Source organism: Chryseobacterium sp. C2(2020) (assembly GCF_014218915.1).
Classification (GTDB): Bacteria; Bacteroidota; Bacteroidia; order Flavobacteriales; family Weeksellaceae; genus Chryseobacterium; species Chryseobacterium mucoviscidosis.
Genome location: NZ_JACLCT010000008.1, coordinates 107,313 through 128,979, shown reverse-complemented (window position 1 = coordinate 128,979; position 21,667 = coordinate 107,313). Strand labels below are relative to the sequence as shown.

General features: G+C 36.9%; 17 protein-coding genes. 10 read left to right on the top strand and 7 right to left on the bottom strand.

The window, feature by feature from the left end; translation table 11 throughout:
• Positions 1-4: 4 nt before the first annotated feature.
• Positions 5-889 carry a hypothetical protein gene (locus H6W52_RS07055; RefSeq protein WP_116099140.1) on the bottom strand — a complete coding sequence of 295 codons (885 nt, stop codon included), beginning with the start codon at positions 887-889 and terminating at the stop codon, positions 5-7.
• A 287-nt stretch (positions 890-1,176) separates the two neighbouring features.
• Here H6W52_RS07055 and lpdA point away from each other — a divergent pair, with 287 nt between their 5' ends.
• From lpdA to H6W52_RS07035, 4 genes are all read left to right on the top strand, one after another.
• The gene (lpdA, locus tag H6W52_RS07050; protein ID WP_087706084.1) at positions 1,177-2,565 is read left to right on the top strand and encodes a dihydrolipoyl dehydrogenase; all 1,389 of its coding nucleotides are present in this window, start codon (positions 1,177-1,179) and stop codon (positions 2,563-2,565) included.
• A gap of 414 nt (positions 2,566-2,979) precedes the next feature.
• Positions 2,980-3,594 carry a PH domain-containing protein gene (locus H6W52_RS07045; protein WP_185205357.1) on the top strand — a complete coding sequence of 205 codons (615 nt, stop codon included), beginning with the start codon at positions 2,980-2,982 and terminating at the stop codon, positions 3,592-3,594.
• Positions 3,595-3,650: 56 nt separating this feature from the next.
• On the top strand, positions 3,651-4,241 hold the full coding sequence (locus H6W52_RS07040; RefSeq protein WP_087706088.1) for a hypothetical protein: 591 nt from the start codon (positions 3,651-3,653) through the stop codon (positions 4,239-4,241).
• Positions 4,242-4,446: 205 nt separating this feature from the next.
• Positions 4,447-5,259 (top strand): patatin-like phospholipase family protein, encoded by an 813-nt coding sequence (locus H6W52_RS07035; protein WP_116099138.1) that lies wholly within the window; start codon positions 4,447-4,449, stop codon positions 5,257-5,259.
• Between the two features lie 89 nt (positions 5,260-5,348).
• Here H6W52_RS07035 and ade read toward each other — a convergent pair whose 3' ends face one another.
• A complete protein-coding gene (gene ade, locus H6W52_RS07030) occupies positions 5,349-6,983 on the bottom strand; it encodes an adenine deaminase (RefSeq protein ID WP_116099137.1) in 1,635 nt (544 codons plus the stop codon).
• Between the two features lie 594 nt (positions 6,984-7,577).
• A complete protein-coding gene (locus H6W52_RS07025; RefSeq protein ID WP_116099136.1) occupies positions 7,578-8,009 on the bottom strand; it encodes a hypothetical protein in 432 nt (143 codons plus the stop codon).
• A gap of 452 nt (positions 8,010-8,461) precedes the next feature.
• Here H6W52_RS07025 and H6W52_RS07020 point away from each other — a divergent pair, with 452 nt between their 5' ends.
• Positions 8,462-10,399 carry an SPFH domain-containing protein gene (locus H6W52_RS07020; RefSeq protein ID WP_116099135.1) on the top strand — a complete coding sequence of 646 codons (1,938 nt, stop codon included), beginning with the start codon at positions 8,462-8,464 and terminating at the stop codon, positions 10,397-10,399.
• A gap of 166 nt (positions 10,400-10,565) precedes the next feature.
• Here H6W52_RS07020 and H6W52_RS07015 read toward each other — a convergent pair whose 3' ends face one another.
• From H6W52_RS07015 to H6W52_RS07005, 3 genes are all read right to left on the bottom strand, one after another.
• Complete coding sequence (locus H6W52_RS07015; protein WP_076396608.1) at positions 10,566-11,261, bottom strand: ABC transporter ATP-binding protein; 696 nt, start codon at positions 11,259-11,261, stop codon at positions 10,566-10,568.
• A gap of 84 nt (positions 11,262-11,345) precedes the next feature.
• Positions 11,346-11,909, bottom strand: coding sequence for a hypothetical protein (locus tag H6W52_RS07010; protein ID WP_228457540.1), 564 nt, complete (start codon positions 11,907-11,909; stop codon positions 11,346-11,348).
• Between the two features lie 456 nt (positions 11,910-12,365).
• On the bottom strand, positions 12,366-13,298 hold the full coding sequence (locus H6W52_RS07005; protein WP_116099134.1) for a LacI family DNA-binding transcriptional regulator: 933 nt from the start codon (positions 13,296-13,298) through the stop codon (positions 12,366-12,368).
• A gap of 243 nt (positions 13,299-13,541) precedes the next feature.
• Here H6W52_RS07005 and H6W52_RS07000 point away from each other — a divergent pair, with 243 nt between their 5' ends.
• The 4 genes from H6W52_RS07000 to H6W52_RS06985 all read left to right on the top strand — a co-directional run bounded on the left by H6W52_RS07000 (position 13,542) and on the right by H6W52_RS06985 (position 19,249).
• On the top strand, positions 13,542-15,965 hold the full coding sequence (locus H6W52_RS07000; protein ID WP_206608146.1) for a TonB-dependent siderophore receptor: 2,424 nt from the start codon (positions 13,542-13,544) through the stop codon (positions 15,963-15,965).
• 65 nt (positions 15,966-16,030) lie between these two features.
• Complete coding sequence (locus tag H6W52_RS06995) at positions 16,031-17,158, top strand: glycoside hydrolase 100 family protein (protein ID WP_116099133.1); 1,128 nt, start codon at positions 16,031-16,033, stop codon at positions 17,156-17,158.
• A gap of 40 nt (positions 17,159-17,198) precedes the next feature.
• Positions 17,199-17,849, top strand: coding sequence for a uridine kinase (locus tag H6W52_RS06990; protein ID WP_116099132.1), 651 nt, complete (start codon positions 17,199-17,201; stop codon positions 17,847-17,849).
• Positions 17,846-19,249, top strand: coding sequence for an MFS transporter (locus H6W52_RS06985; RefSeq protein ID WP_116099131.1), 1,404 nt, complete (start codon positions 17,846-17,848; stop codon positions 19,247-19,249). The genes H6W52_RS06990 and H6W52_RS06985 overlap by 4 nt, the downstream gene beginning before the upstream one ends.
• A 79-nt stretch (positions 19,250-19,328) precedes the next feature.
• Here the strand turns inward: H6W52_RS06985 and H6W52_RS21320 are convergent, their stop codons facing one another.
• Positions 19,329-19,454, bottom strand: a complete 126-nt coding sequence (locus H6W52_RS21320) for a hypothetical protein (protein WP_262511422.1) — start codon at positions 19,452-19,454, stop codon at positions 19,329-19,331.
• 126 nt (positions 19,455-19,580) lie between these two features.
• Between H6W52_RS21320 and H6W52_RS06980 the strand changes: the two genes are divergently transcribed.
• On the top strand, positions 19,581-21,593 hold the full coding sequence (locus tag H6W52_RS06980; protein WP_116099130.1) for an ATP-binding protein: 2,013 nt from the start codon (positions 19,581-19,583) through the stop codon (positions 21,591-21,593).
• Positions 21,594-21,667: the final 74 nt, after the last annotated feature.

Below are 21,667 nucleotides of genomic sequence, written 5' to 3'. Positions count from 1 at the left end.
CTTATTAATAAACCTTTCTTGCGAGCAATAGATTTAAAAGAAAAGTTCCGGTCCAGTTACTGTTATTGGAGCCATTATTTCCTATAAAATCCACGCGCGCAACAGAAACCGTAAGTCTCGTTTTACCAGAAGTTCCGTTATTGGCAAGGCTTACAAAAGAAGCAATGAAAACATCAGGAAAACTGGAATTGTTTCCTGCGGTAAGCGAAGGATTCATATTGGTAATATTAAAAGGAGTTCCCTGATACTCGTAAACCAAGGTCATTCTGCTCGCATTGGAAAAACCTGTTCCTACCGAGAACGATGTAGATGCTTTGCTGATGACCCACCATGCATCAGTTCCTGTTCCCGTATCATATGCTGTATTAGAATGTCCGGTCCAGTCGGCAACCGGAGCGGTTCCCGAAGCGTGCGGCGGTATCGAAAGCTGTGTTCCGTAGATTTCCACATTATTAGGCTTCGGAAGCGTGATAAAAGAAAGATCCCATGTTCCGCCGGTAGTGTTGCTGTTATTTACCACTTCTGCATACGCTCCTGTAGGAATGATAAATGTAGAAACCGGAGTATTGTCTATTCTTAGCGTATTTCCCCCTGAAGCCTGTAAAGTAATATTGAAAGCAGATATATTTTTTATCTTATAAATTCTTCCCGTAAAACTTGAAGCTCCGGAACCGATTGCCGGCAGTGTAAAAGTAGAATTGGCAGTACCATTATAGGTGATGTAATGATCGTTTGTAACGATAGAATAGGTAGTTGCTGTTACCTGCCTGTAATTCGCACTCACAGATCCGTTAATATCTAATGTGCTGGTTGGTTGGTTTTTACTGATTCCCACTTGTGCGTTGGCGAGAAATCCGCATATCACAAAAATCGAAAAAATCTTTTTCATACATATAAATTTTATTTGATTATTTCAAATGTATTAAAATTTTAATATAAATTTTTATTTTTGACTATCATTTTTAATAGTTTTAATAAATTATGTTGATAATATTAATCTAATAGCAGCTTTAATGAATATTTAAAATATTTTCTGATTTTATATTTTTGTTTTAAACTTCAGCGATTACAGCTTCTGATGATGAAAAATAGTAAACAAAACCTTCCGGGATCAATTTCGTCAGAATGCCATACATCCGATATTTTTCCTTAAATTCGCATAAAAATTTTAAACTAATGAATTACGATATTATTGTCATCGGAAGTGGTCCTGGTGGATACGTTACAGCAATCAGAGCGGCACAATTAGGTTTCAAAACAGCAATCATTGAAAAAGAAAATTTAGGAGGAATCTGCCTTAACTGGGGATGTATTCCTACCAAAGCTTTATTGAAATCGGCTCAGGTTTTTCATTATATCAACCATGCTGAAGATTATGGATTGAACAAAGTGGAAGCTAGCTTTGAGTTTCCGAACGTAATTCAGAGAAGCCGTGGCGTTGCATCGAAAATGAGCAAAGGAATTGAATTCCTGATGAAAAAGAATAAAATCGATGTTATTCTGGGTACTGCAAAAGTACAGAAAGGTAAAAAAGTTTCCGTTACCGATAAAGAAGGAAAAGTAACTGAATATACAGGAACACACATCATTATCGCAACCGGAGCGCGTTCAAGAGAATTGCCGAACTTGCCACAGGACGGTAAAAAAGTAATCGGATACAGACAGGCATTGTCTCTTCCTGAGCAGCCAAAATCTATGATTGTTGTAGGTTCCGGAGCTATCGGGGTAGAATTTGCCGATTTCTATAATACAATGGGGACAAAAGTAACCGTTGTAGAATTTATGCCAAACATCGTACCTGTAGAAGATGAGGAAATCTCTAAACACTTAGAAAAATCTCTGAAAAAATCAGGAATCGAGATCATGACCAATGCTTCCGTAGAAAGCGTTGATACAAGCGGAGAAGGTGTAAAAGCTACCGTAAAAACAGCAAAAGGAAACATTGTTCTTGAAGCTGATATTTTATTATCTGCTGTAGGAATCGCTGCAAACATAGAGAACATCGGTCTTGAAGAAGTGGGAATCCAGACAGACAAAGGTAGAGTTTTGGTCAACGAATGGTACGAAACTTCAGTTCCGGGTTATTATGCAATCGGAGACATCATTCCTACTCAGGCTTTAGCGCACGTTGCTTCAGCAGAAGGAATTACCTGTGTTGAAAAAATCAAAGGAATGCACGTTGAGAAAATCGACTATGGCAATATTCCGGGATGTACGTACTGTCACCCAGAAGTAGCTTCTGTTGGTCTTACAGAAAAACAGGCTAAAGAAAAAGGATACGAAATTAAAGTAGGAAAATTCCCTCTTTCGGCAAGTGGAAAAGCAACGGCAAACGGAAATACAGACGGTTTCGTTAAAGTTATTTTCGATGCTAAATACGGAGAGTGGTTAGGTTGCCACATGATCGGAGAAGGGGTTACAGACATGGTTGCGGAAGCAGTTGTTGCCAGAAAACTGGAAACTACAGGTCACGAGATCATCAAATCTATTCACCCGCACCCGACAGTTTCTGAAGCCATTATGGAAGCTGCAGCGGCTGCTTATGGTGAAGTAATCCACATTTAATTTTTCACTTTGTCAAAGTTGAAAATCTTTGACAAAGTTCAACAATATCAAAACCACAGATCAGGAGTCTGTGGTTTTTCTTTTTGAAAAGGATCTGTTTAAATTTGATATTTAAAATTTTATGATTCGATTATTTTACCACGCAAAGTTTTAATTCAACTTTACACATTATTCTTAGAAAGCAAAGGCAAATAAAATTTGCTTCACGAAGCCTGAAAATATTGCTTCATCAAATCAACTTGTTGATTCTTCTTTGCTCACTTCAATAATTAAATCTTTAAGTAAAAACTTTGCGTCAAAAAATGAATGAAATTTTTGAATATCTAATCAAATTTAAACATTCTTTAAGATGATTTTTTTGATTTTGTCTCAGTTATTTTCTTATTTTAGTCAGTCAATAAATACAAATAAACTATGTTTAAAAAATTAGCTGCGGAAGCTTTAGGATTGGGAGATATCGGTAAAATCATCCCTTCACAGGATTATGACAAAGTAGATTCGGACGACTATATCCTTTCCGAAGATAACGAGAAAATTTTCTTTTTAATTAAATCGAAAAGAGACGAATACTGCTTTACCAACAGAGCTTTGATCCACATCGACGGAGCCAGTGCGTTAGACAAAAAAAGAGTCTTGAAGAGATACGAATATTACCAGTTTCCTTTCTCTAATATTGCTTTACAGACGGCGGGAACCATTGATCTTGATGTAGAAATTTCTTTCAATATCGGGAATGTTCCAATGATGATCAGCGTTGCAAAAGGTCAGATCGATCAGTTGAAAGATCTGTATAAAGCACTTTTGGCGATTCAGCAGGAAGTTCACCACAATCATTCTTTGCTGAATTTCTCTAACGACAGCATCCAGAAAGCCATTACAACAGTTGCTTCCGGAAAGCAGGAAAACGTTTCCAAAAGTCAGGAATTAAGAGCAATCAACGAATATATTTTTGCATGGAATACCAACAGTTTTGATAAATATAATCAGAAAGACTTCTCAAGGATTTTTGAAAAATATATTAATAATTAAAAATAAATTTAGATAATATGCCCGGAAATTTGCCGGGCTTTTTTAAACCACCATTCATGAAAAAAATCATTTTTTTGCTGCTTTTTGTATGCTTTAGCTTTTCATTTTCTCAGAACAAAGACGATAAAAGATATTTTCCTGTGGAGTACATTCTAAAAACATCCAGCGATACCATCAAAACGAAGATCAGAAATGTAGGTAAATTTTCCAATACAAAATATTATGTAGCCACGGTGTTACTTAAGATGAAAATGAGGGATTCTTCCGGGGCTGAAACGTGGGTGGAACCAAAAGATGTGGAATACATTAAGATTACCGATGAAAATAATACCATTCATGAATATTATGCTTCTGCCGGGAAAATGGTTTTTGACAATGGTTTTGTAGAAATTTTGTATGAAGGCAAAAATATGAACTGGTACAGATTTTTTCCTCACGGCGGCTTAAAATTTGTTGGAACAGACTTTTTAATCGACGGCAGAAACCGAAAAATCATCAATGAATCCGGATTTTTCAATCCCAGTCTTAAAAATAGCCTGAAAGTAAGATTTGCGGCTTATCCGGATCTTCTTGCTATGATAGATTCCTGGAAAACAGATGACGATCTTCTGAAAATTCTTCAGTTGTATGATAAAAAAGTGGGTTAAACTATTTCTTATTGAAGAAAACCTCTTTTAAAAAAGTTTTACATTAAATACTTAATACTAAAAATCATTATAGTTTTCTGCCTAAATAAGACCAGATCATCAATATTCATTTAAGTATAATTTTATTTTTGTTAAAATAATGCAAAATCACCAGATTTAGAAAAATTAATCTGTTTTTATCGACTTGTTTTCTTAATTTTATTCAATGGATTTTGGGAAAGTTGGGCTTGTTTTATCGGGTGGCGGAACGAAAGGGATCGCACACGCCGGAGTTTTAAAATTCTTAGCAGAAAAAAATATCAATATCGATGTTCTGTCGTGTTGCAGTGCAGGTTCTATTGTAGGCTGTCTTCATGCGGTAGGAAAAAATCCCGAAGAAATTCTGGAATTTTTCAATTCCGTTTACTTTTTCAACTGGAAGCATTTTGCATTCAACCAACCCGGATTGGTTTCTTCCGTTATTTTCAGAAATTATCTCAATCCTATTTTCGGCGAAATGAAACTGGGAGATCTGGATAAAGACGTAAGAATTGTGGCAACAGAATTAGTAGGAGGAACCGAAAAAATCTTTGAAAAAAGTTTTAAAATCGTCGATGCCATTATTGCTTCGTGCTCCATTCCCGGAGTGACGACTCCGTACATCATCGATGAAGAAATGTACTGCGACGGAGGCGTGCTGAATAATTTTCCCGCCGACATCATCAGAGACGATTGCGATAAGCTGATCGGAGTTTTCGTTTCTCCTCCACAAGACGTCAAAATCAATGATTTAAAATCGATTAAAGCCATTGTCTCCCGCTCGTACGATCTGCTTTCTTACCGCATCGAGAGAATTAAATTCGATCACTGCGACTGGTTTATCTCATCGCAGGAACTTTCCATCTACGGAACGTTCGAAAGAAGAAAAGACCGTCTCGAACAGATTTTTAACATTGGCTACAACGCTGCAAAAGAAAGCTTTAACGAAAGCCGTTTTTACGCTAATCTGGAAAACGAGAAAAACCAATTTCAGAATTAACCGTAAAAGAAACAAATAACTTTAAAGCGAAATTAGCTTTAGATAAAAGTTGAGTTCATCTTTTTTGACTTTTGCAGTTAAATAAAAGTTTAAACAGACTTGATAAAAACATCCGTAAACTCGAAACTTTTTCCGTTGAAAAGCCCTTTGTCACTCAGTTTCAGTTCAGGAATAACCAAAAGTGCCATGAATGACAAACTCATGTAAGGCGCTCGTAATCTGCTTCCTAATTCTTTTGCGCGACGGTCTAATCTAATATAAGCTTCTGCTACCTTTTCCGCAGGAAGATTCGTCATAATTCCGGCAATCGGGAGTTCCAGAACCATTTCTTCCGTTTCGGTTGCCAGAGAAATTCCACCCTTCGCTTTAATGATCAGATTTACAGCTTTACATATATCATCGTCATTGGTTCCCACCACCACAATATTATGACAGTCATGCGCAACACAAGAAGCAATGGCTCCTTGTTTTAAGCCTATATTTTTGATGAAAGCTGTTGCAACCGGCGCATCCTGATAACGGTTCACCACAGCAATTTTCAGAATATCATTTTCAGGATCAGATTCAGCAAAACCATCGTTATTTAAAACTTCTGCATGAATTTCTTTTGTAATCAGTTGTCCGTCCAGCGTTTCAATCACACGAATTTTTTCCCCTTCACTTTTTACCTTAAAATCTGAAGGATTTTTTAAGTTGCAGCTAAAATTATTCACTGTCGCAGCTTCCACAGATTCAATAAACGATTCCCCGTTTTCTGAAACTAATGCTCCGTTGATGTACGTTTTTAAAATCGTAAAATCCGAGAGATTATCAATTTCTATAAAATCTGCATTGTCGCCAATCTGTAATAATCCGACCGGTAAATTATAATGTTTAACCACATTGTACGAAGAAGCACGCAGCACATCATACAAATCATAACCCAAATCCAGAGCGCGTTTCACATGATCGTTGATATGAGATTCCAGCAAATTATCAGGATGCTTATCGTCACAGCAAAACATCATCTGATCCGGAAAATCTTTTAATAAAGGAATTAAAGTATCAAAATTTTTCGCTGCACTTCCTTCACGGATCATCACTTTTACCCCGAATTCAAGCTTTTCCAGCGCTTCCTGATAACTAAAACACTCATGATCTGTAGAAATTCCCGCACTAAAATAAGATCTCATTTCTTCCCCCATTAATCCCGGAGCATGACCGTCAATCGGCTTGTTATGTTTTTTCGCAGATTCCAGCTTTTTCAGAACTTCCTCATCTTTGTAAATTACCCCCGGAAAATTCATCATTTCTGCAAGATAAACAATCTCTTCTTTGTCTAAAAGCTGGTCAATTTCACTTGAATCAATCACCGCACCTGCCGTTTCAAAATGGGTTGCCGGAACACAGGAAGGAGCCCCGAAATAGAAATGAAACGGTACTTTTTTCGCATTATCAATCATATATTCAACACCCGAAATTCCCAGAACATTGGCAATTTCATGAGGATCTGAAATCGTTCCCACCGTTCCGTGCTTTACCGCAATCTTTGCAAACTCAGACGGAACAAGCATACTGCTTTCAATATGAACATGCGCATCAATAAATCCGGGCAGAACATACGTATCCTGTTTTTCCGAAATTCTTTGTATTGAGCTAATCTTGTTGTCTTTAATAATGATTTCAGCAGGGTAGGTTTCCCTTGCAACGATGTCGATCAGATTCGATTTAATGGTAAAAGCCATTGGATATTGATTATTTTAAGTGAATTTACCAAAATATTAGAAATAATACCATTTTTCTACACATAAAATATTCTGTAGAAATCATATCTGTGAAGCAGAAAAATAAAATGCAGAAGCAGAACTCCGAAGGAGTTCAATTTTTTTAAATAACTTTAATGACGAAATGGAAAACAGATAGGATAACCTTAACCTCAAACTTAGCTTTCCAATCTAAATCTTTTTTCTTTGAAGCTTTTTCCCACTTTCGCTACTCGCTTTTTTAGAATTTCGGCGGCAGCGAAGCTGCCGCCGAAATTCTAAAAAGAGCTCAGACATGCCGCTCAATTGGGGCTAGAAATCAGCCATCCATTCACTATTTCAACAATATCTTCAATAGATAACTCCCCCAAAATAAAAACTACAGCTTTATTTATCTATCTATCTATCTATCTATCTATCTATCTATCTATCTATCTATCTATCTATTGGTTTTTATATTTCACCAGAAAAGTAAAACCCTTTATAGTTTATAAAAATTTAAACAATTTTCCATTGTTTCAAAAAAACAAAAAAATTCCTGACGATGAAGTCAGGAACTAAAATATATTATTGAAATTAATTTTTAACCACGTAACCATCCTGATTGACAATTGTTTTGCCGTTTCTGTCGGTTACCGTTAAAGTATACGGAGCTTTTTTCGCAGAATTCGTTAAATAATTTCTCCAGATCTGATAAGTATATCCGTTATTATTAAACTCATAGTAATAATTTCCGCCTGTTCCGTCCGGAATTAATTCTCCGTCCGAAATAATCATACTCGGTTTGGAAGTCACCTTTCCGTTGGCTGCCCAGGATTGATACAGATAATTTCCGTTGGGTTGTTTATCAATTTTAATTTTAAACTTTTTGGTTTTAATAATAAACGACTTGGGAACTTTTTCCTGCTGATAACTGATTTTTGAAACCGGATTTTCATTAAAAGCTGCTGCTTCAACCAATGAAAACTGAGCAATGCAAAATGCACTTAATAAAATTTTTCTGATCATTTTTTAGCTATTATTAGATAACGATTCAATCAAATTTAAAGCCAATTCAGAGAAGATTGATTGGTTTTAGATCCGATTCATTATCAAAAATCACCTTCTTTGGAGTAAAAATTAATACATGAATAAAAATAATTAAATTGAAAATCAGTCAATTAATAAATATTCAAAAAAATATTTAAATTTTTTGAAACAACTGAATATTTTTCTTTCTTACATTTGTATCATCAAAAGGATCTCGTTCCTTTCTTATCAAAATGAAACTAATTAACTTTAAGTTTTTCCTTTTAAAAGTATCTGAAATCACTTTCACGATTTTCAATACTTCTCCACCTGCACTTTCTTAAATTATTCGAAAGAATAATCAAATAGTCCGTACTCTCTTTTTCTCTTTCTGAAAAAATAGAGCACCCTCCCTGTTTTCAAATTTTATCAAAACAAAAAACAAACAAACTATGGAATTAGGTTTTGATGGCTGGATGATTCCGGTCGTTATTGCACTTTTGTGCGTTATTTTTTACAAATTTATTTTAAGAATTTTCTTCGGATTAGTCATTGTTCCACAGGACAGAATAGGCTTGGTTACCAAAAAATTCGTGTTGGTAGGTAAGCAGGAACTTCCCGAAGGAAGAATCATTGCCACCAACGGAGAAGCCGGTTTTCAGGCACAGACGTTGGCTCCCGGAGTTTATTTCGGAAAATGGATCTGGCAATATTCTATTGATTTTCAGCCTTTCACCGTAATTCCCACAGGAAAAATAGGCTTACTTCTTGCGAAAGACGGAATGGAGCTGGAAACCGGAAGAATTTTAGGAAGAAAAGTCGACTGCGATTCTTTTCAGGATGCTGAAGCCTTCTTGAAAAACGGAGGTAGAAAAGGCCGTCAAACCGCCATCATTGCTCCCGGATCATACAGAATCAATACTTTACTGTTTGAAATTGAACTTACAGATATGACCCAGATTCCTGACAATGCAGTAGGAATTATAACAACGATGGAAGGAAGCCCTTTGGAAGAAGGACAGATTGCCGGAAAGATCATTAATAACCACAACAAATTTCAGGATGTCGATACCTTTTTAAACAGCGGTGGTTACAAAGGACTTCAGGAACAGGTGATTTTGGCGGGTTCATATTTCTTAAACCCTTGGTTTACAAAAGTTGAAATGGTAAAAATGACGGAAATTCCGATCGGTCATGTTGGAGTTATTATCAGTTATGTAGGAGAAGAAGGGCAGGATTTGAGCGGCGTAGACTTTAAGCATGGGAATATTGTAGAAAAAGGACATAAAGGAGTTTGGACAGAACCTATCGGTCCCGGAAAATATCCGATTAACCCTTACATTATGAAAGTGGAACTTGTTCCGACAACCAATTTAGTTTTAAACTGGGCTTACGAAAGAAGTGAATCTCACCAACTGGATAAAAATCTTTCTACGATTACCGTTCGAAGTAAAGACGGGTTCCCTTTCAACTTGGATGTTTCGCAAATTATTCACATTCCGACGTATGAAGCGCCAAAAGTGATTGCCCGTTTCGGAAATATGATCAATTTGGTGAGTCAGGTTTTGGAACCTACGATCGGGAATTATTTCAGAAACTCTGCGCAGGACAGCGATGTAATTGCTTTTTTAGGAACAAGAAAAGAAAGACAGCAGTCTGCAAAAGACCACATCAGCAGCGTTTTGGAACAGTATAATGTAAATGCCGTTGATACTTTGATTGGAGCGATCGTTCCTCCTGAAAGTCTGATGAAAACTTTAACAGACAGAAAGTTGGCAGAAGAACAGAAAATCACCTACGAAACCGAAATGCTTGCTCAGGAAACCAGACAGGCTCTGGAAAAAGAAACTGCTGTTGCAGATATGCAGAAGGAAATTGTAAAAGCGGATCAGGGTGTTGTGATTGCAGAAAGAATCGCTGATGCATCCGTGAAAAAAGCAACCGGAGACGCCAATTCCGTAAGATTACAGGCAACTGCGGAAGGAGACAGACTGAAACTTCTGGCAACTGGTGAAGCCGAAAAAACAAGACTTCTCGCAAAAGCCGAAGCCGAAAAAATCGAATTACTGGCAAAAGCAAGTGCAGAACAGATTTCATTAACGGGTAATGCTGAAGCGGAAAAAATCTTAGCCATCGGTAAATCCAACGCAGAATCTTACAAATTATCTGTGGAAGCAATGGGCGGAAATAATTTCACCCAGTTAAAGATCATGGAAAATATTGCCAGCCAAAACGTAAGAATTATGCCTGAAGTGTTGATCGGCGGAAACGGAGATTCAGCAAACGGAGGAATCAGCGGATTGTTGGGATTACAGCTTTTGGAGCAGATTCAGAAGAAAAACTTAGAAACGGCTAATGTAATTGAAGAAAAAAGCGATAACAATTCTTAAATATTTTGGCTGAATGTCAGAATCAAAAAAACACAACATCATATATATATTCAAAGTACAGAAAATTTTTCTGCCCCACTTTAAAAACTTTTAACCATTCTATATATCTTTTGCCAAAATCTTCGGTGCAAAAGAGGAAAGCTCCAGATTTTGGAGCTTTTTCTTTTTATGCGGTATAGTTTGCAAATGCTTCTTCAAGACTTTCGAACTTGCCTTTGAATTCATCAATCGGGCAGTCCTGCAGAATATTTCCTTTATGAATAAGGATCACGCGCGAGCAAAGCGCTTCCACTTCCTGCATGATGTGCGTAGAAAGCAAAACTGTTTTTTGCTGTCCGATTTCTTTCACCACATTTCGGATCTCGATGATTTGGTTCGGATCCAGTCCGTTGGTCGGTTCATCCAGAATTAAAAGATCCGGCTGATGAATAATTGCCTGTGCAAGACCTACTCTCTGTTTGTATCCTTTGGAAAGCTGACCGATCTTTTTAGATTTTTCTGGCGTAATTCCTACGAGTTCAATCACTTCATCTACCCTTGAAGCCGGAATTTTATGAATATTGGCAACAAACTGTAAATATTCTTTCACATACATTTCCAGATACAGCGGATTGTTTTCAGGAAGAAAACCGATCTTCTTTTTGCTTTCGATTTCGTTTTCCGTGATGTTTTTTCCGTTAAAAATTATTTCACCTTCATCAATTTTCAGTGCGCCGACAATAGATTTCATTAAAGTCGATTTTCCGGCTCCGTTCGGACCCAAAAGACCGATGATTTCATTTCTGTCAATGGAAACGTTAATGTTGTTCAGAGCAGTCTGCTCACCAAATTTTTTGGTTAAATTGTTTATTTGAAGAGACATAATTTCGTAATGATCTTTTTGCAAAAATAAAATAAAAAAACTCATCCGGATGAATGAGTTGATGCAATATTTTAAAAAGTTTGATTATTTTTTCGACTTCTTGCCTGAAATTTCTGCGGTAGGCTGAACTGCAGCAGGTTGCGGATTGGAAGCATTCATCGGCTGAACATTATTCTTTTGTCCCGGCTTTTCATACAATGCAGATTTTCCGTTGGTTTTACCGAAAATCTTATCAATCTGTTTTTTTGTAAGAAGCTGCGATTTTCCTACAAATTTTCTGTTTTTGTTGATATACTGGATAAACTGAACAGTAGGAGTACCGTAGTTTTTCTCAAAATGCAGTTCGATAATATCGTTCGGAAGTTCCAGAATGATATTTCCTACAGGAATGTCGATAAATCCGTTTTCAATAATTTCATAAAGTCCGGAAACGTCTTTATTAAGATTCTGAAAAGAAAATGATCTGAAAGTATTAAGGTTGGCGGTGTTCAGATCCTGATAATTGAAAGTAAATTTATCATCTTTTTTATATAAACCTACGGCATTATCTTTACCAATTTCTATCAGAGTTTCGTTTTTCAACACCTTGATCTGTGAGGAAACTGAAATACCGAACATACATACAAATAGTAGAATTATTTTTCTCATGGGTTGATTTTTAATGCTATATAATCTGGTATTCTAAATTAACAAATAAAAACGCGAAAAAGTATTTTTTACTCCCTCAAAACAAATGTAACAATTTTTTTTAATATCTGTTAAAAGGAATCAATAGATAAAATTTATTCTTTTTAGTGTGAATTATATTAAATATTTGAAATTAAATTGTTTATAAAAGTAAATTTTAAATTTGTTAAATAATTGATAATTCTTAAAATAGAAGTTTGTATTTCATAATATTTTAAAAATCAATCACTTTACCCGATTATAAAAGCGATGCTTTAAGTAATTTGTTAGCGAAAACTGTTTAAAATTCAGGGATTGAAATTATTGGCATAAAGAGAGAAAAGTCCGGAAAGAGTAGAGTTGTTTTTTTCATTTCGTGTACGTTTATTTTGAGGCAAATTTAGCAAAAATAATCTATGAAAATCCTGTTATCCGTGATTACCTGTTATTTTTAATAAGCTGCAAAAGCTTGGAAGCCGCCATCGTTCCCATACTGAACCCATCGTTGATGATGCATTCGTAAGATTCATCAAGATATTTCGGAAGTGTGCCTTCGGTTATCGCAATTACTTTTACATCCGAAGTCTGTACCTTCTTTTTGATAAGAGAACTGTGCAGTCCGGCAAGCGTTTCGTCACTCATCGCGAAATAACCGTCAAACTGTTCATAGTCCAGAATAATGTTCAGCTTTTCCTTTACGCTTTCTGCAGACTCACAAAAAATAACCTTGCATTCCATTTGCGGATATTCTTTCAGCTTTTGCAGGAAAAAATCCCTTCTAGTTTGAGTGATGTCCAGATTTTCATCCCCAAAAATGGCAAGAATTTTTTTGCACTTATTATTGGCAAGCTTTTCAGCGGCAGTTTCCACATTCAGTTTATTATCAAAAATAATCTGTTCAAAAGAATTCTGAGAAATCGTTTTGTCAAACATTACTACAGGAACTTCTATCTCCTTTATTCTGTTCAGGTGAGAAAGATCTTTTGTTTGTCTTGTAAGAGAAATAAGAATTCCGTCCACACGCGAGTTGATGCAGGTAATGATGTTTTCTTCCTCCATTCCCACAGATTCTTCTGAGGACAATACAAAAAAATGATACCCTTCCTTATGCAGCACCGAAGAAATTCCTCTTATAATAGAAGGAATAAAAAACATCGACATTTCCGGAATGATAAGTCCGATAACTTTTGAAGACTTTTTCCTGAAATTGATGGCAAAATCATTCGGAATATAATTAAAAGTTTCTGCAGCCTCCTTTACTCTTTGCTTTACGGCATTGCTGATATCGGGGTGATCTTTAAGCGCTCTGGATACTGTAGATACACTGATATTGAGCATTTCTGCGAGGTCTTTTATAGTGACTCTTTTCATTTTTAAGTTAATTGAGGCAATTTTTGGGTTAATTTAGTGATGTTTCGAGGTTAAATTTAAGTTAAAAAATGTTAATATTTTGTTTTAAAAAGTTAATAAAAAGTTAAAATTTTTAGAAGTTATCCACCGCAAACGTTTGCGCAAACGTTTGAAATTAATATAAATTTAACACAAACCAAAAACTACATTTTGAATATGTTAAAAAAAATACTTTTAGACCATAATTAAAAACTCTCAAAAATTATGGAATCAAAAATTTTTACCAGATTGCTCATTTTCGGCGCGATGAATACAGCAGCCTTTATGTTTTCTCAGAGTACAGAAAATGATACAATTACAAGAGGTAAAGCAATCGATGAGGTAGTTATCACAGGTAACTCCAACCCTAAAGCTTCTATTAAAACCAGTACTTCTATTTCTACTTTAAAAATGAAAGATATAGAAAATGCTGCTCCAAGAACAACTGCCGAAATTTTCCGTACCATTCCGGGAATCCGTTCAGAATCTTCAGGCGGGGAAGGAAACTCCAATATTACCGTAAGAGGGGTTCCTGTTTCAGCAGGAGGTTCCAGATATCTATTGATTCAGGAAGACGGTTTACCGGTAATGCAGTTCGGAGATATTGCATTCGGAACACAGGATCAGTTTACAAGATTCGATTCTTTTGTTTCCAGAGTGGAAGCATTAAGAGGAGGTTCTGCCTCTGTTTTTGCAAGCAATTCTCCGGCGGGGATCATCAACTTCATCACGAAAACCGGAGAAAAAGAAGGCGGAAGCATCACACAACAGTTAGGATTAAACTATAAAAACTACAGAACAGATTTCGACTACGGAACGCAAATCGCAGATAACACGTTTTTAGCTTTGGGAGGGTTCTACAGAATCGGGGACGGACCAAGAAAAACAGGATTCAATTCCAATAACGGAGGACAGTTCAGAGTTTCATTACTGAAAAAGTTCGAGAAAGGAAGCTTCAGAGTTTATGCTAAATTTCTGGATGACAGAACTGCTGCGTATATGCCGATGCCGGTTGCGGTTTCTGGAACAGATGCAGATCCGAAATGGTCTTCTTTATCCAATTATAACATCCTGAACGGTGCTTTACAGACGATCAATCTTCAACACGACAGAACATTAGGAAACGACGGTAATATTTTTGACAGCGATGTTACAGACGGAATGCATTCCATTTCAAAAACCATCGGTGCAGAATTCAATTACGACCTTGGAGAAGGATGGAAATTTGAAGACAGAATCCGTTATTCCGCAAACAACGGACAGTTCATTGCACCTTTCCCTGCAAGTGTAAGCAAAGGAAGCGATTTCTTTACGGCAGCTAACTTTACCAATTTCGGAAGTGCAGTGTACTCAGGAACCAATACTCCGGTGGATATGAATGCTTATTACATGAAACTTGCACTTTTCAATGTAAAGCTTAACAACTTCAATAATTTTGTAAACGATTTTAACATCAGCAAAAAATGGAGCAATGTGAAATTCAACGCAGGATTGTACAAGGCTACCCAAAACATCAATATGGACTGGATGTGGAACAACTACATTCAGGAAGTAAGCGACAGCAATGCAAGATTGGTAGATGTTAAAAACCTTTCAGGAGCTTTCATCACAGATCAGGGTTTACTTAACTATGGAATGAAAGACTGGGGAAATTTAAAAAGAAACTACAACACGAAATATGACATTACTGCGCCTCACGCACAGATCGAAATTAATGCGACTGATAAGTTAACGATTGATGCGGGTGCAAGATATGATATCGGAAAGGTGACAGGAACTTTCTCTGGAGGAACCATTACGTATACAAGTCGCGATATGAACGGAAATGGATTAATCGATATTCCAGAACAATTGGTAGGTTCTAACGACAACATCAATGTTCCTGTAAACTACAGATACGGAATTTTCGGATATTCAGTAGGTGCTAATTATGCTTTAAACAGCAAAAATGCCGTATTTGCAAGAGTGAGCCAGGGTGGAAGTGCTTCTGCGGACAGAATTTTATTCTCCGGATACAACTATACCAATAATGACGATCCTGCATTGGATGCTGTAAAAGTAAACAAAGTAAATCAGGTGGAAGCCGGTTACAAATTGAGAGGAGCAGGATATTTCCTTAATACAACGCTTTTCTATGCAGGAACTAAGGAAGCGAATTACGAAGCGACTACACAGAGAAAAACAGAAAACAAATACCAGTCTCTTGGGGTAGAATTGGACGGATATTACAGAATTACAAAAGGTTTTGATATAAAAGCAGGACTTACTTACACCCATGCGGAAATTAAAAACGCACTGGATCCTACCATCGTTGGAAACACGCCTAGAAGAACACCTAAATTCATGTACTCCGTAAACCCTAACTTCAGCGTAGATAAACTGAATGTTGGTTTCTATCTTATCGGAGCAACAAAAGCTTACACGCAGGATTCAAACAAATTAATTATGCCTGGTTATGCGATTGTAAACCCTTATATTTCTTACCAACTGATGAAAAATCTTTCGGTTAGCGTAAATGCAAACAACATCTTCAATACCATTGCAGTTACAGAAGCAGAAGAAGGATCTATCGCAGGAGGAAACGGAATCGTAAGAGCAAGAACGCTTCCGGGAAGCAGCTACAGCGCAAGTGTAAAATTTGACTTTTAATACTTTTACCTTAAAAATGTGGAATGAATGAACGTTCATTCCGCATTTTTTCAAAAAAATAAAATATGTTTAGACAGGAAGCCATTGAAATTATAAGGAAAGCCATTACAGAAGAAGGAATTCTGGCATCTGCACAACAGAGAGACAACTACGCAAGAGTATGGGCGAGAGATTCTATGATGACGGGATATGCCGGAATTTTAGTACATGATGAAGAAATCCTTGCCGGACTGGAAAAATCTGTTCTTACACTCGCTAAACATCAGGCGGAAAACGGACAGATCCCTTCCAATGTGGTGAATGATAAAGCAAGCTACGGAACACACGTAGGAAGAACCGACGCCACAACATGGTGGATCGTTACAACCTGCGAATATCTTACAAAAACGCAAAATCACGAGCTTAAAAACAGTCTGAAAGAAAAAATTTATAAAGCACTTTCCTGTCTTAAAAGCTGGGAATACAACCAGAGAGGTTTGGTGTACAGTCCGTTGGGTGGAAACTGGGCAGATGAATATGTAACTTCCGGATATACTTTGTACGATAACGTTCTGAGATATTGGGCTTTAAAAAATGCTGCTGAAGTTTATGATGATGAAACATTAAAAACTGTAGCGGAAAATACAAAAAATCTGATTCAGGAAAACTTTTATAAAAATGAAAATGGTTCAGATTCAGCTAAATATCACGAAACGGCTTATGCTAAAGTTACCGCAAAACCCTATTTCTACGCTTCGCTGAATGCAAACGGATATGACGGACGTTTTGATCTTGCAGGAAATGCACTCGCTCTTTTACTGGATTTTGATCTTGATACAAAAGCTTTTTCAGAATTTTTGAATGGTGTAAAGGCTGAATTTAAACATTGGATGCTTCCTGCATTTTATCCCGTGATTTTCCCCGGAGATGACGATTGGCGTCTGCTGGAAAACAACTACAGCTACAGCTTCAAAAATGAACCCTATCATTTCCATAACGGAGGTTCTTGGCCGATATTTTTAGGCTGGCTTTGTCTCGGACTTAAACAGAAAGGCGTAAAAGATATTCCTGAAAAAATCCTTAGACAATATGAAGAACTGATGAATGAAAAAGGAGAGCATTTCAGAGAATACTATTCCACAGATCAGCTATTGCCATTGGGAACAGAACAGCTTTGCTTTTCGGCATCGGGATATCTTTTAATGACTTATTAAAAGACAGTTTTTCAAATTTTTCATCTTAAAAAAGTAAAAAATGGTCGGCGACGTTATAGAATTAAAAGAAAAACATCTGGCTACAGCCAAAGAAATAACAGCATTATTGAAAAAAAGTTTTCCATTGGATGGAAAGCAGAAAATTGCGATCGGGATTGCAGGAGAAAGTGGAAGCGGAAAATCGGTAACTGCTTTTGCCCTTCAGAAAATTCTGGAGCAGGAGAATGTAAAAAGTCTGGTTTTGCAGATGGACGATTATTTCAAACTTCCTCCGAAAACCAACCACGAGAATCGACTAAAATCTCTGGATAATGTAGGAATTCAGGAAGTAGATCTTGAAAAATTATCTCAGAATATAAAAGATTTTAAAACAGAATCTGCGGAGATTGAAAAGCCTTTGGTTTATTACAGCGAAAATCTGATTAGCAGTGAAAAAATTGACACTTCAAGGTACGAAGTCATCCTTGTGGAAGGAACCTACATTCTGGAAATTGAAGAATTTGATTTTAAAATTTTCATAGACCGCAATTACAGAGACACTCACGAAAACCGGATGAAACGCAATCGTGACGAGCAAAGTGACTTTGTAGAAAAAGTTTTGGAAATTGAACATCAGATTATCCGCAGTTTCAAAAATAATGCAGATCTTATTCTCGGAAAAAACTATGAACTTGTAAACACAGATTTATGAACGCAAAAAGAATCATTCCGCGCCTGAGTTTCTGGCAGATCTGGAATATGAATGTCGGATTTTTCGGAATTCAGTACAGTTTCGGGCTTCAGCAGACTGCGGTTAATCCCATCTATTCGTTTTTGGGAGCGCATGCAGAACAGCTTCCGATCCTCAATCTGGCGGGTCCCATTACCGGATTGTTGATCCAGCCGTTAATCGGAGCCATCAGCGACAAAACATGGAGTCCGAAATGGGGGCGCAGAAAACCGTTCTTTTTGTTGGGAGCATTATTCTGCAGTATTGCCTTGTTTTTATTTCCTTTCAGTTCTACCATCTGGATGGCAGCGGGACTTTTATGGATTCTGGATGCCGCAAACAATACCGCAATGGAACCTTACCGCGCTTTCATCGGAGACAAACTTCCGGAAGATCAGCAAACCTTCGGCTTTCAGATGCAGAGTCTTTTTGTGGGAGCGGGGATTACCCTTGCCAATCTATCGTTATTTGTTTTTCAGAAATATTTAGGCGGAAATTCTGCAAGCGGAGGAATTCCTGTATGGGTTTATTATTCCTTCTTTCTGGGATCGTTCTGTTCAATCGCATCTGTGGCGTGGTCTGTGTATAAAACACCCGAAATCCCGCCAACGGAAGAAGAAATTGAAGAATTAAGAATCGCAAAAGAAAAAAGTACATTTTTCACACCTTTTATAGAAATTATTGTCGCAATAAAAGAAATGCCGAAAGTTCTCTGGCAACTCGCACTGGTTTATCTTTTCCAGTGGTACGCACTTTTTGTCTATTGGCAGTTCATCACGCCGATGCTGAAGTCTTCGCTGTACGGAATCTCTGAGGCTGATGAAACTAAAGCCAATGCATTGATAGAAAGTGCTAAAAAAGGAATTTCTGTTGTATCCTCCGACTTAAGCTGGGCAAAAGGAATTCTGCATCAGGTTGAGGTTGCAGTAGGACAGACCGGATTAATGAACGGTTCTTACAATATCGTGACGATGCTTTCTGCTTTGCTTCTTGTACCTTTTGCTAAAAAATTCGGTTCTAAAAACACCTATATATTTTGTTTGTTCCTCACAGGTTTAGGCATTATGACCTTACCTTTTATTAAAAATGAATACTTTATCTTACTTCCGATGGTTGCATTGGGAATCGGTTGGGCTTCGATGATGGGACTGCCGTATTCTATGGTTTCACCATCCATTCCTCACAGCAAAAGAGGAATTTACATGGGGGTGATTAATATGATGATTGTAATTCCGATGCTCATACAGACATTATCCTTTGGTTTTGTATTCAATAACTTTTTAGGAAATAATCCTTCCTCGGCAATTATTCTCGCAGGAGTGCTGTTTGTAGTAGCCGGAAGTTGTGTATTTCTAATAAAACCTGATACTTCAGAAAAGTAAATAGATCTTCATATTATTTGGTTAGGAAGCAGGCTGCAAAATTTTTGCAGCCGCTTTTTGTATGGAAGCATATCTGTTTTTAATCCGTAATTCTTCTAAATGTAAGATAATCAGAGTGATTTAGTAGAAAATCGGCATGAATTTTCGCTAATGCTCCATTCCTGTTGATGTATTCACTCACATCAAGATAAAATATAAGCAGCATCAGATTGTTTTTTACCTTCGATTTTATTAGCAGATCCAATTAAAAGCGATTACTAAATTCATAAAACTTCACATTCAGGATTTTTAATAGTCTTTAATGGTTATATTTGATTAATTAAATTGAATTATGAATTCTCCTCAGAATATCGAACCTGAAAAATTACTGTCTGTGTTATTTTATTCACCCAATGCAACGGCAGTATATCAGGGTGACGATATAAAAATATTAAGTGCCAATGAAGCCATGATTAATTTCTGGGGGAAAGACAGAAGTGTTGTTGGAAAAAATATTTTGGATGCAGTTCCCGAATTAATAGGACAGCCTTTTTTTGATATGCTGCAGAATGTATGGAGATCGGGAGAAACCTTCATTGCAAAAGATTATCCTGCGATTCTTAATATAGACGGAACTCTTAAAACCTACTATTTCGATTTCGAATACAAAGCAATTTTAGATGCATCCGGAAAAACCGAGTATATTCTTCATACCGCTTTTGAAGTTACAGAACGGCAGGAAGCATTAAGAATGGTAGAGGAAAAATCTAAATCCGAGCAAAAACTTATAGACGATCTTTCTGCGCTTAATGAAGAATATCTTGCTACAAACGAAGATCTCAATGCCAAGCATGAAGAACTCTTCCGTGTTAACAGCAATCTTTTACAGGCAAGAAAAGAACTTTTAACAGCTAATTATACTTTAACGGAAAATGAAAAAAGATTTAAAACGCTCGTAGAAAAAGCACCGGTTGCGATCGCATCTTTAAAAGGAAAGAACTTTGAAGTGGATATTGTGAATGATAAAGTATTGAATCTCTGGAATAAAGACCGTTCTATTATCGGTATGCCGTTGAAGGATGCTCTTCCGGAACTGATGGGGCAATCTTTTATTGATATTCTTGCGGAAGTGCATGAAAACGGAAAACCCTATTTTGGCAAGGAAAGCAAGGTGCTGATCGAAAAAAACGGAGTACTTAAAGAACTTTATCTCAATTTTGCCTATCAGCCGATTTTTGATGAAAACAACAAAAGCGTTTCTGTTCTTGTGGTGGCAAGTGATGTAACCGAGCAGGTACAATCCAGACACTCGCTTATTGAAATAAAGAAAAGGCTTGAAATTGCTCTGGATGCAAGCAAGCTGGGTTCTACAGAAGTAGATCTTACTACCGGAAAAATGCAGTGTAACGATCAGTTTAAATATAATTTCGGATTTATGCCGGAAGAAGAATTCAATTATACCGATCTATTTGAAGCAATGCTTCCGGAATACAGACCAAAAATAAAAAGTCTGGTACAGGAAGCCATCAGAACCAACGGAATTTATAAAGCCGAATATCCCGTAAAATGGAAAGATGGCTCTATCCACTGGATTCAGGCGCATGGAAGACCAAGATACAATGAAAATGGAGTAGCGGACAGAATGGTGGGAATGACTTCCGACATCACAGAAAAAAAACATGCAGAACAGCGCAAAGATGATTTTTTAAGCGTTGCAAGCCATGAACTCAAAACTCCGTTAACTGCTGTAAAGGCTTCCATACAGTTGCTGAACAGGATAAAAGACCGTCCTTTCTCTGAAATTCATAACCGCCTTATAGAGCAGTCTGATAAAGAAATCGGCAAGATGCATATGCTGATTGACGACCTGTTGAATATGAGCAGACTGGGACAGGATCAACTGATGCTGGAATACGGATACTTTAATCTTTATGAAATGCTGAGCAAAAGCTGCAGCCATGTAAGGCTGGAAAATAAATACAAACTTATTGTACAGGGTGATGAAAATCTGGAAATATATGCCGATGAACACAGAATTGAGCAGGTTGTGGTAAACCTTGTGAACAACGCCGTTAAATACGCCAAAGAATCAGAAGAAATCCATATTTCGATAGAACGTTTGGAAAAAGACATTAAAATTTCCGTGCGCGATTTTGGAAGCGGAATATCAGAATCTGTTATTCCTCATCTTTTTGACAGGTATTATCGTGTTGAATACATGAGTAAATCCTATTCCGGACTTGGTCTCGGCTTATATATCTGCTCAGAAATCGTTAAAAAACATTCGGGAAAAATTGGAGTTGACAGTAAGCTGGGAGAGGGAAGTACATTCTGGTTTACCATTCCTTATAAAAAAGCAGGATAATAATAAACTGAACAGAAAAACAATTCTAAATTGCTTATCCATCTTTAAGAATTCAGAAAAAATGCATTCGTCCG

Excerpts from the sequence above, each read along its gene's own strand:
- H6W52_RS07010 (WP_228457540.1), bottom strand. The coding sequence starts at position 11,909 with ATGAGAAAAATAATTCTACTATTTGTATGTATGTTCGGTATTTCAGTT.
- H6W52_RS07055 (WP_116099140.1), bottom strand. The coding sequence starts at position 889 with ATGAAAAAGATTTTTTCGATTTTTGTGATATGCGGATTTCTCGCCAAC.
- ade (WP_116099137.1), bottom strand. The coding sequence starts at position 6,983 with ATGGCTTTTACCATTAAATCGAATCTGATCGACATCGTTGCAAGGGAA.
- H6W52_RS21320 (WP_262511422.1), bottom strand. The coding sequence starts at position 19,454 with ATGCTGCTTATATTTTATCTTGATGTGAGTGAATACATCAACAGGAAT.
- H6W52_RS07025 (WP_116099136.1), bottom strand. The coding sequence starts at position 8,009 with ATGATCAGAAAAATTTTATTAAGTGCATTTTGCATTGCTCAGTTTTCA.
- H6W52_RS06990 (WP_116099132.1), top strand. The coding sequence starts at position 17,199 with ATGGTCGGCGACGTTATAGAATTAAAAGAAAAACATCTGGCTACAGCC.
- H6W52_RS07015 (WP_076396608.1), bottom strand. The coding sequence starts at position 11,261 with ATGTCTCTTCAAATAAACAATTTAACCAAAAAATTTGGTGAGCAGACT.
- H6W52_RS06980 (WP_116099130.1), top strand. The coding sequence starts at position 19,581 with ATGAATTCTCCTCAGAATATCGAACCTGAAAAATTACTGTCTGTGTTA.
- H6W52_RS07005 (WP_116099134.1), bottom strand. The coding sequence starts at position 13,298 with ATGAAAAGAGTCACTATAAAAGACCTCGCAGAAATGCTCAATATCAGT.
- H6W52_RS07040 (WP_087706088.1), top strand. The coding sequence starts at position 3,651 with ATGAAAAAAATCATTTTTTTGCTGCTTTTTGTATGCTTTAGCTTTTCA.
- H6W52_RS07000 (WP_206608146.1), top strand. The coding sequence starts at position 13,542 with ATGGAATCAAAAATTTTTACCAGATTGCTCATTTTCGGCGCGATGAAT.
- H6W52_RS07035 (WP_116099138.1), top strand. The coding sequence starts at position 4,447 with ATGGATTTTGGGAAAGTTGGGCTTGTTTTATCGGGTGGCGGAACGAAA.
- H6W52_RS07020 (WP_116099135.1), top strand. The coding sequence starts at position 8,462 with ATGGAATTAGGTTTTGATGGCTGGATGATTCCGGTCGTTATTGCACTT.
- lpdA (WP_087706084.1), top strand. The coding sequence starts at position 1,177 with ATGAATTACGATATTATTGTCATCGGAAGTGGTCCTGGTGGATACGTT.
- H6W52_RS07045 (WP_185205357.1), top strand. The coding sequence starts at position 2,980 with ATGTTTAAAAAATTAGCTGCGGAAGCTTTAGGATTGGGAGATATCGGT.
- H6W52_RS06985 (WP_116099131.1), top strand. The coding sequence starts at position 17,846 with ATGAACGCAAAAAGAATCATTCCGCGCCTGAGTTTCTGGCAGATCTGG.
- H6W52_RS06995 (WP_116099133.1), top strand. The coding sequence starts at position 16,031 with ATGTTTAGACAGGAAGCCATTGAAATTATAAGGAAAGCCATTACAGAA.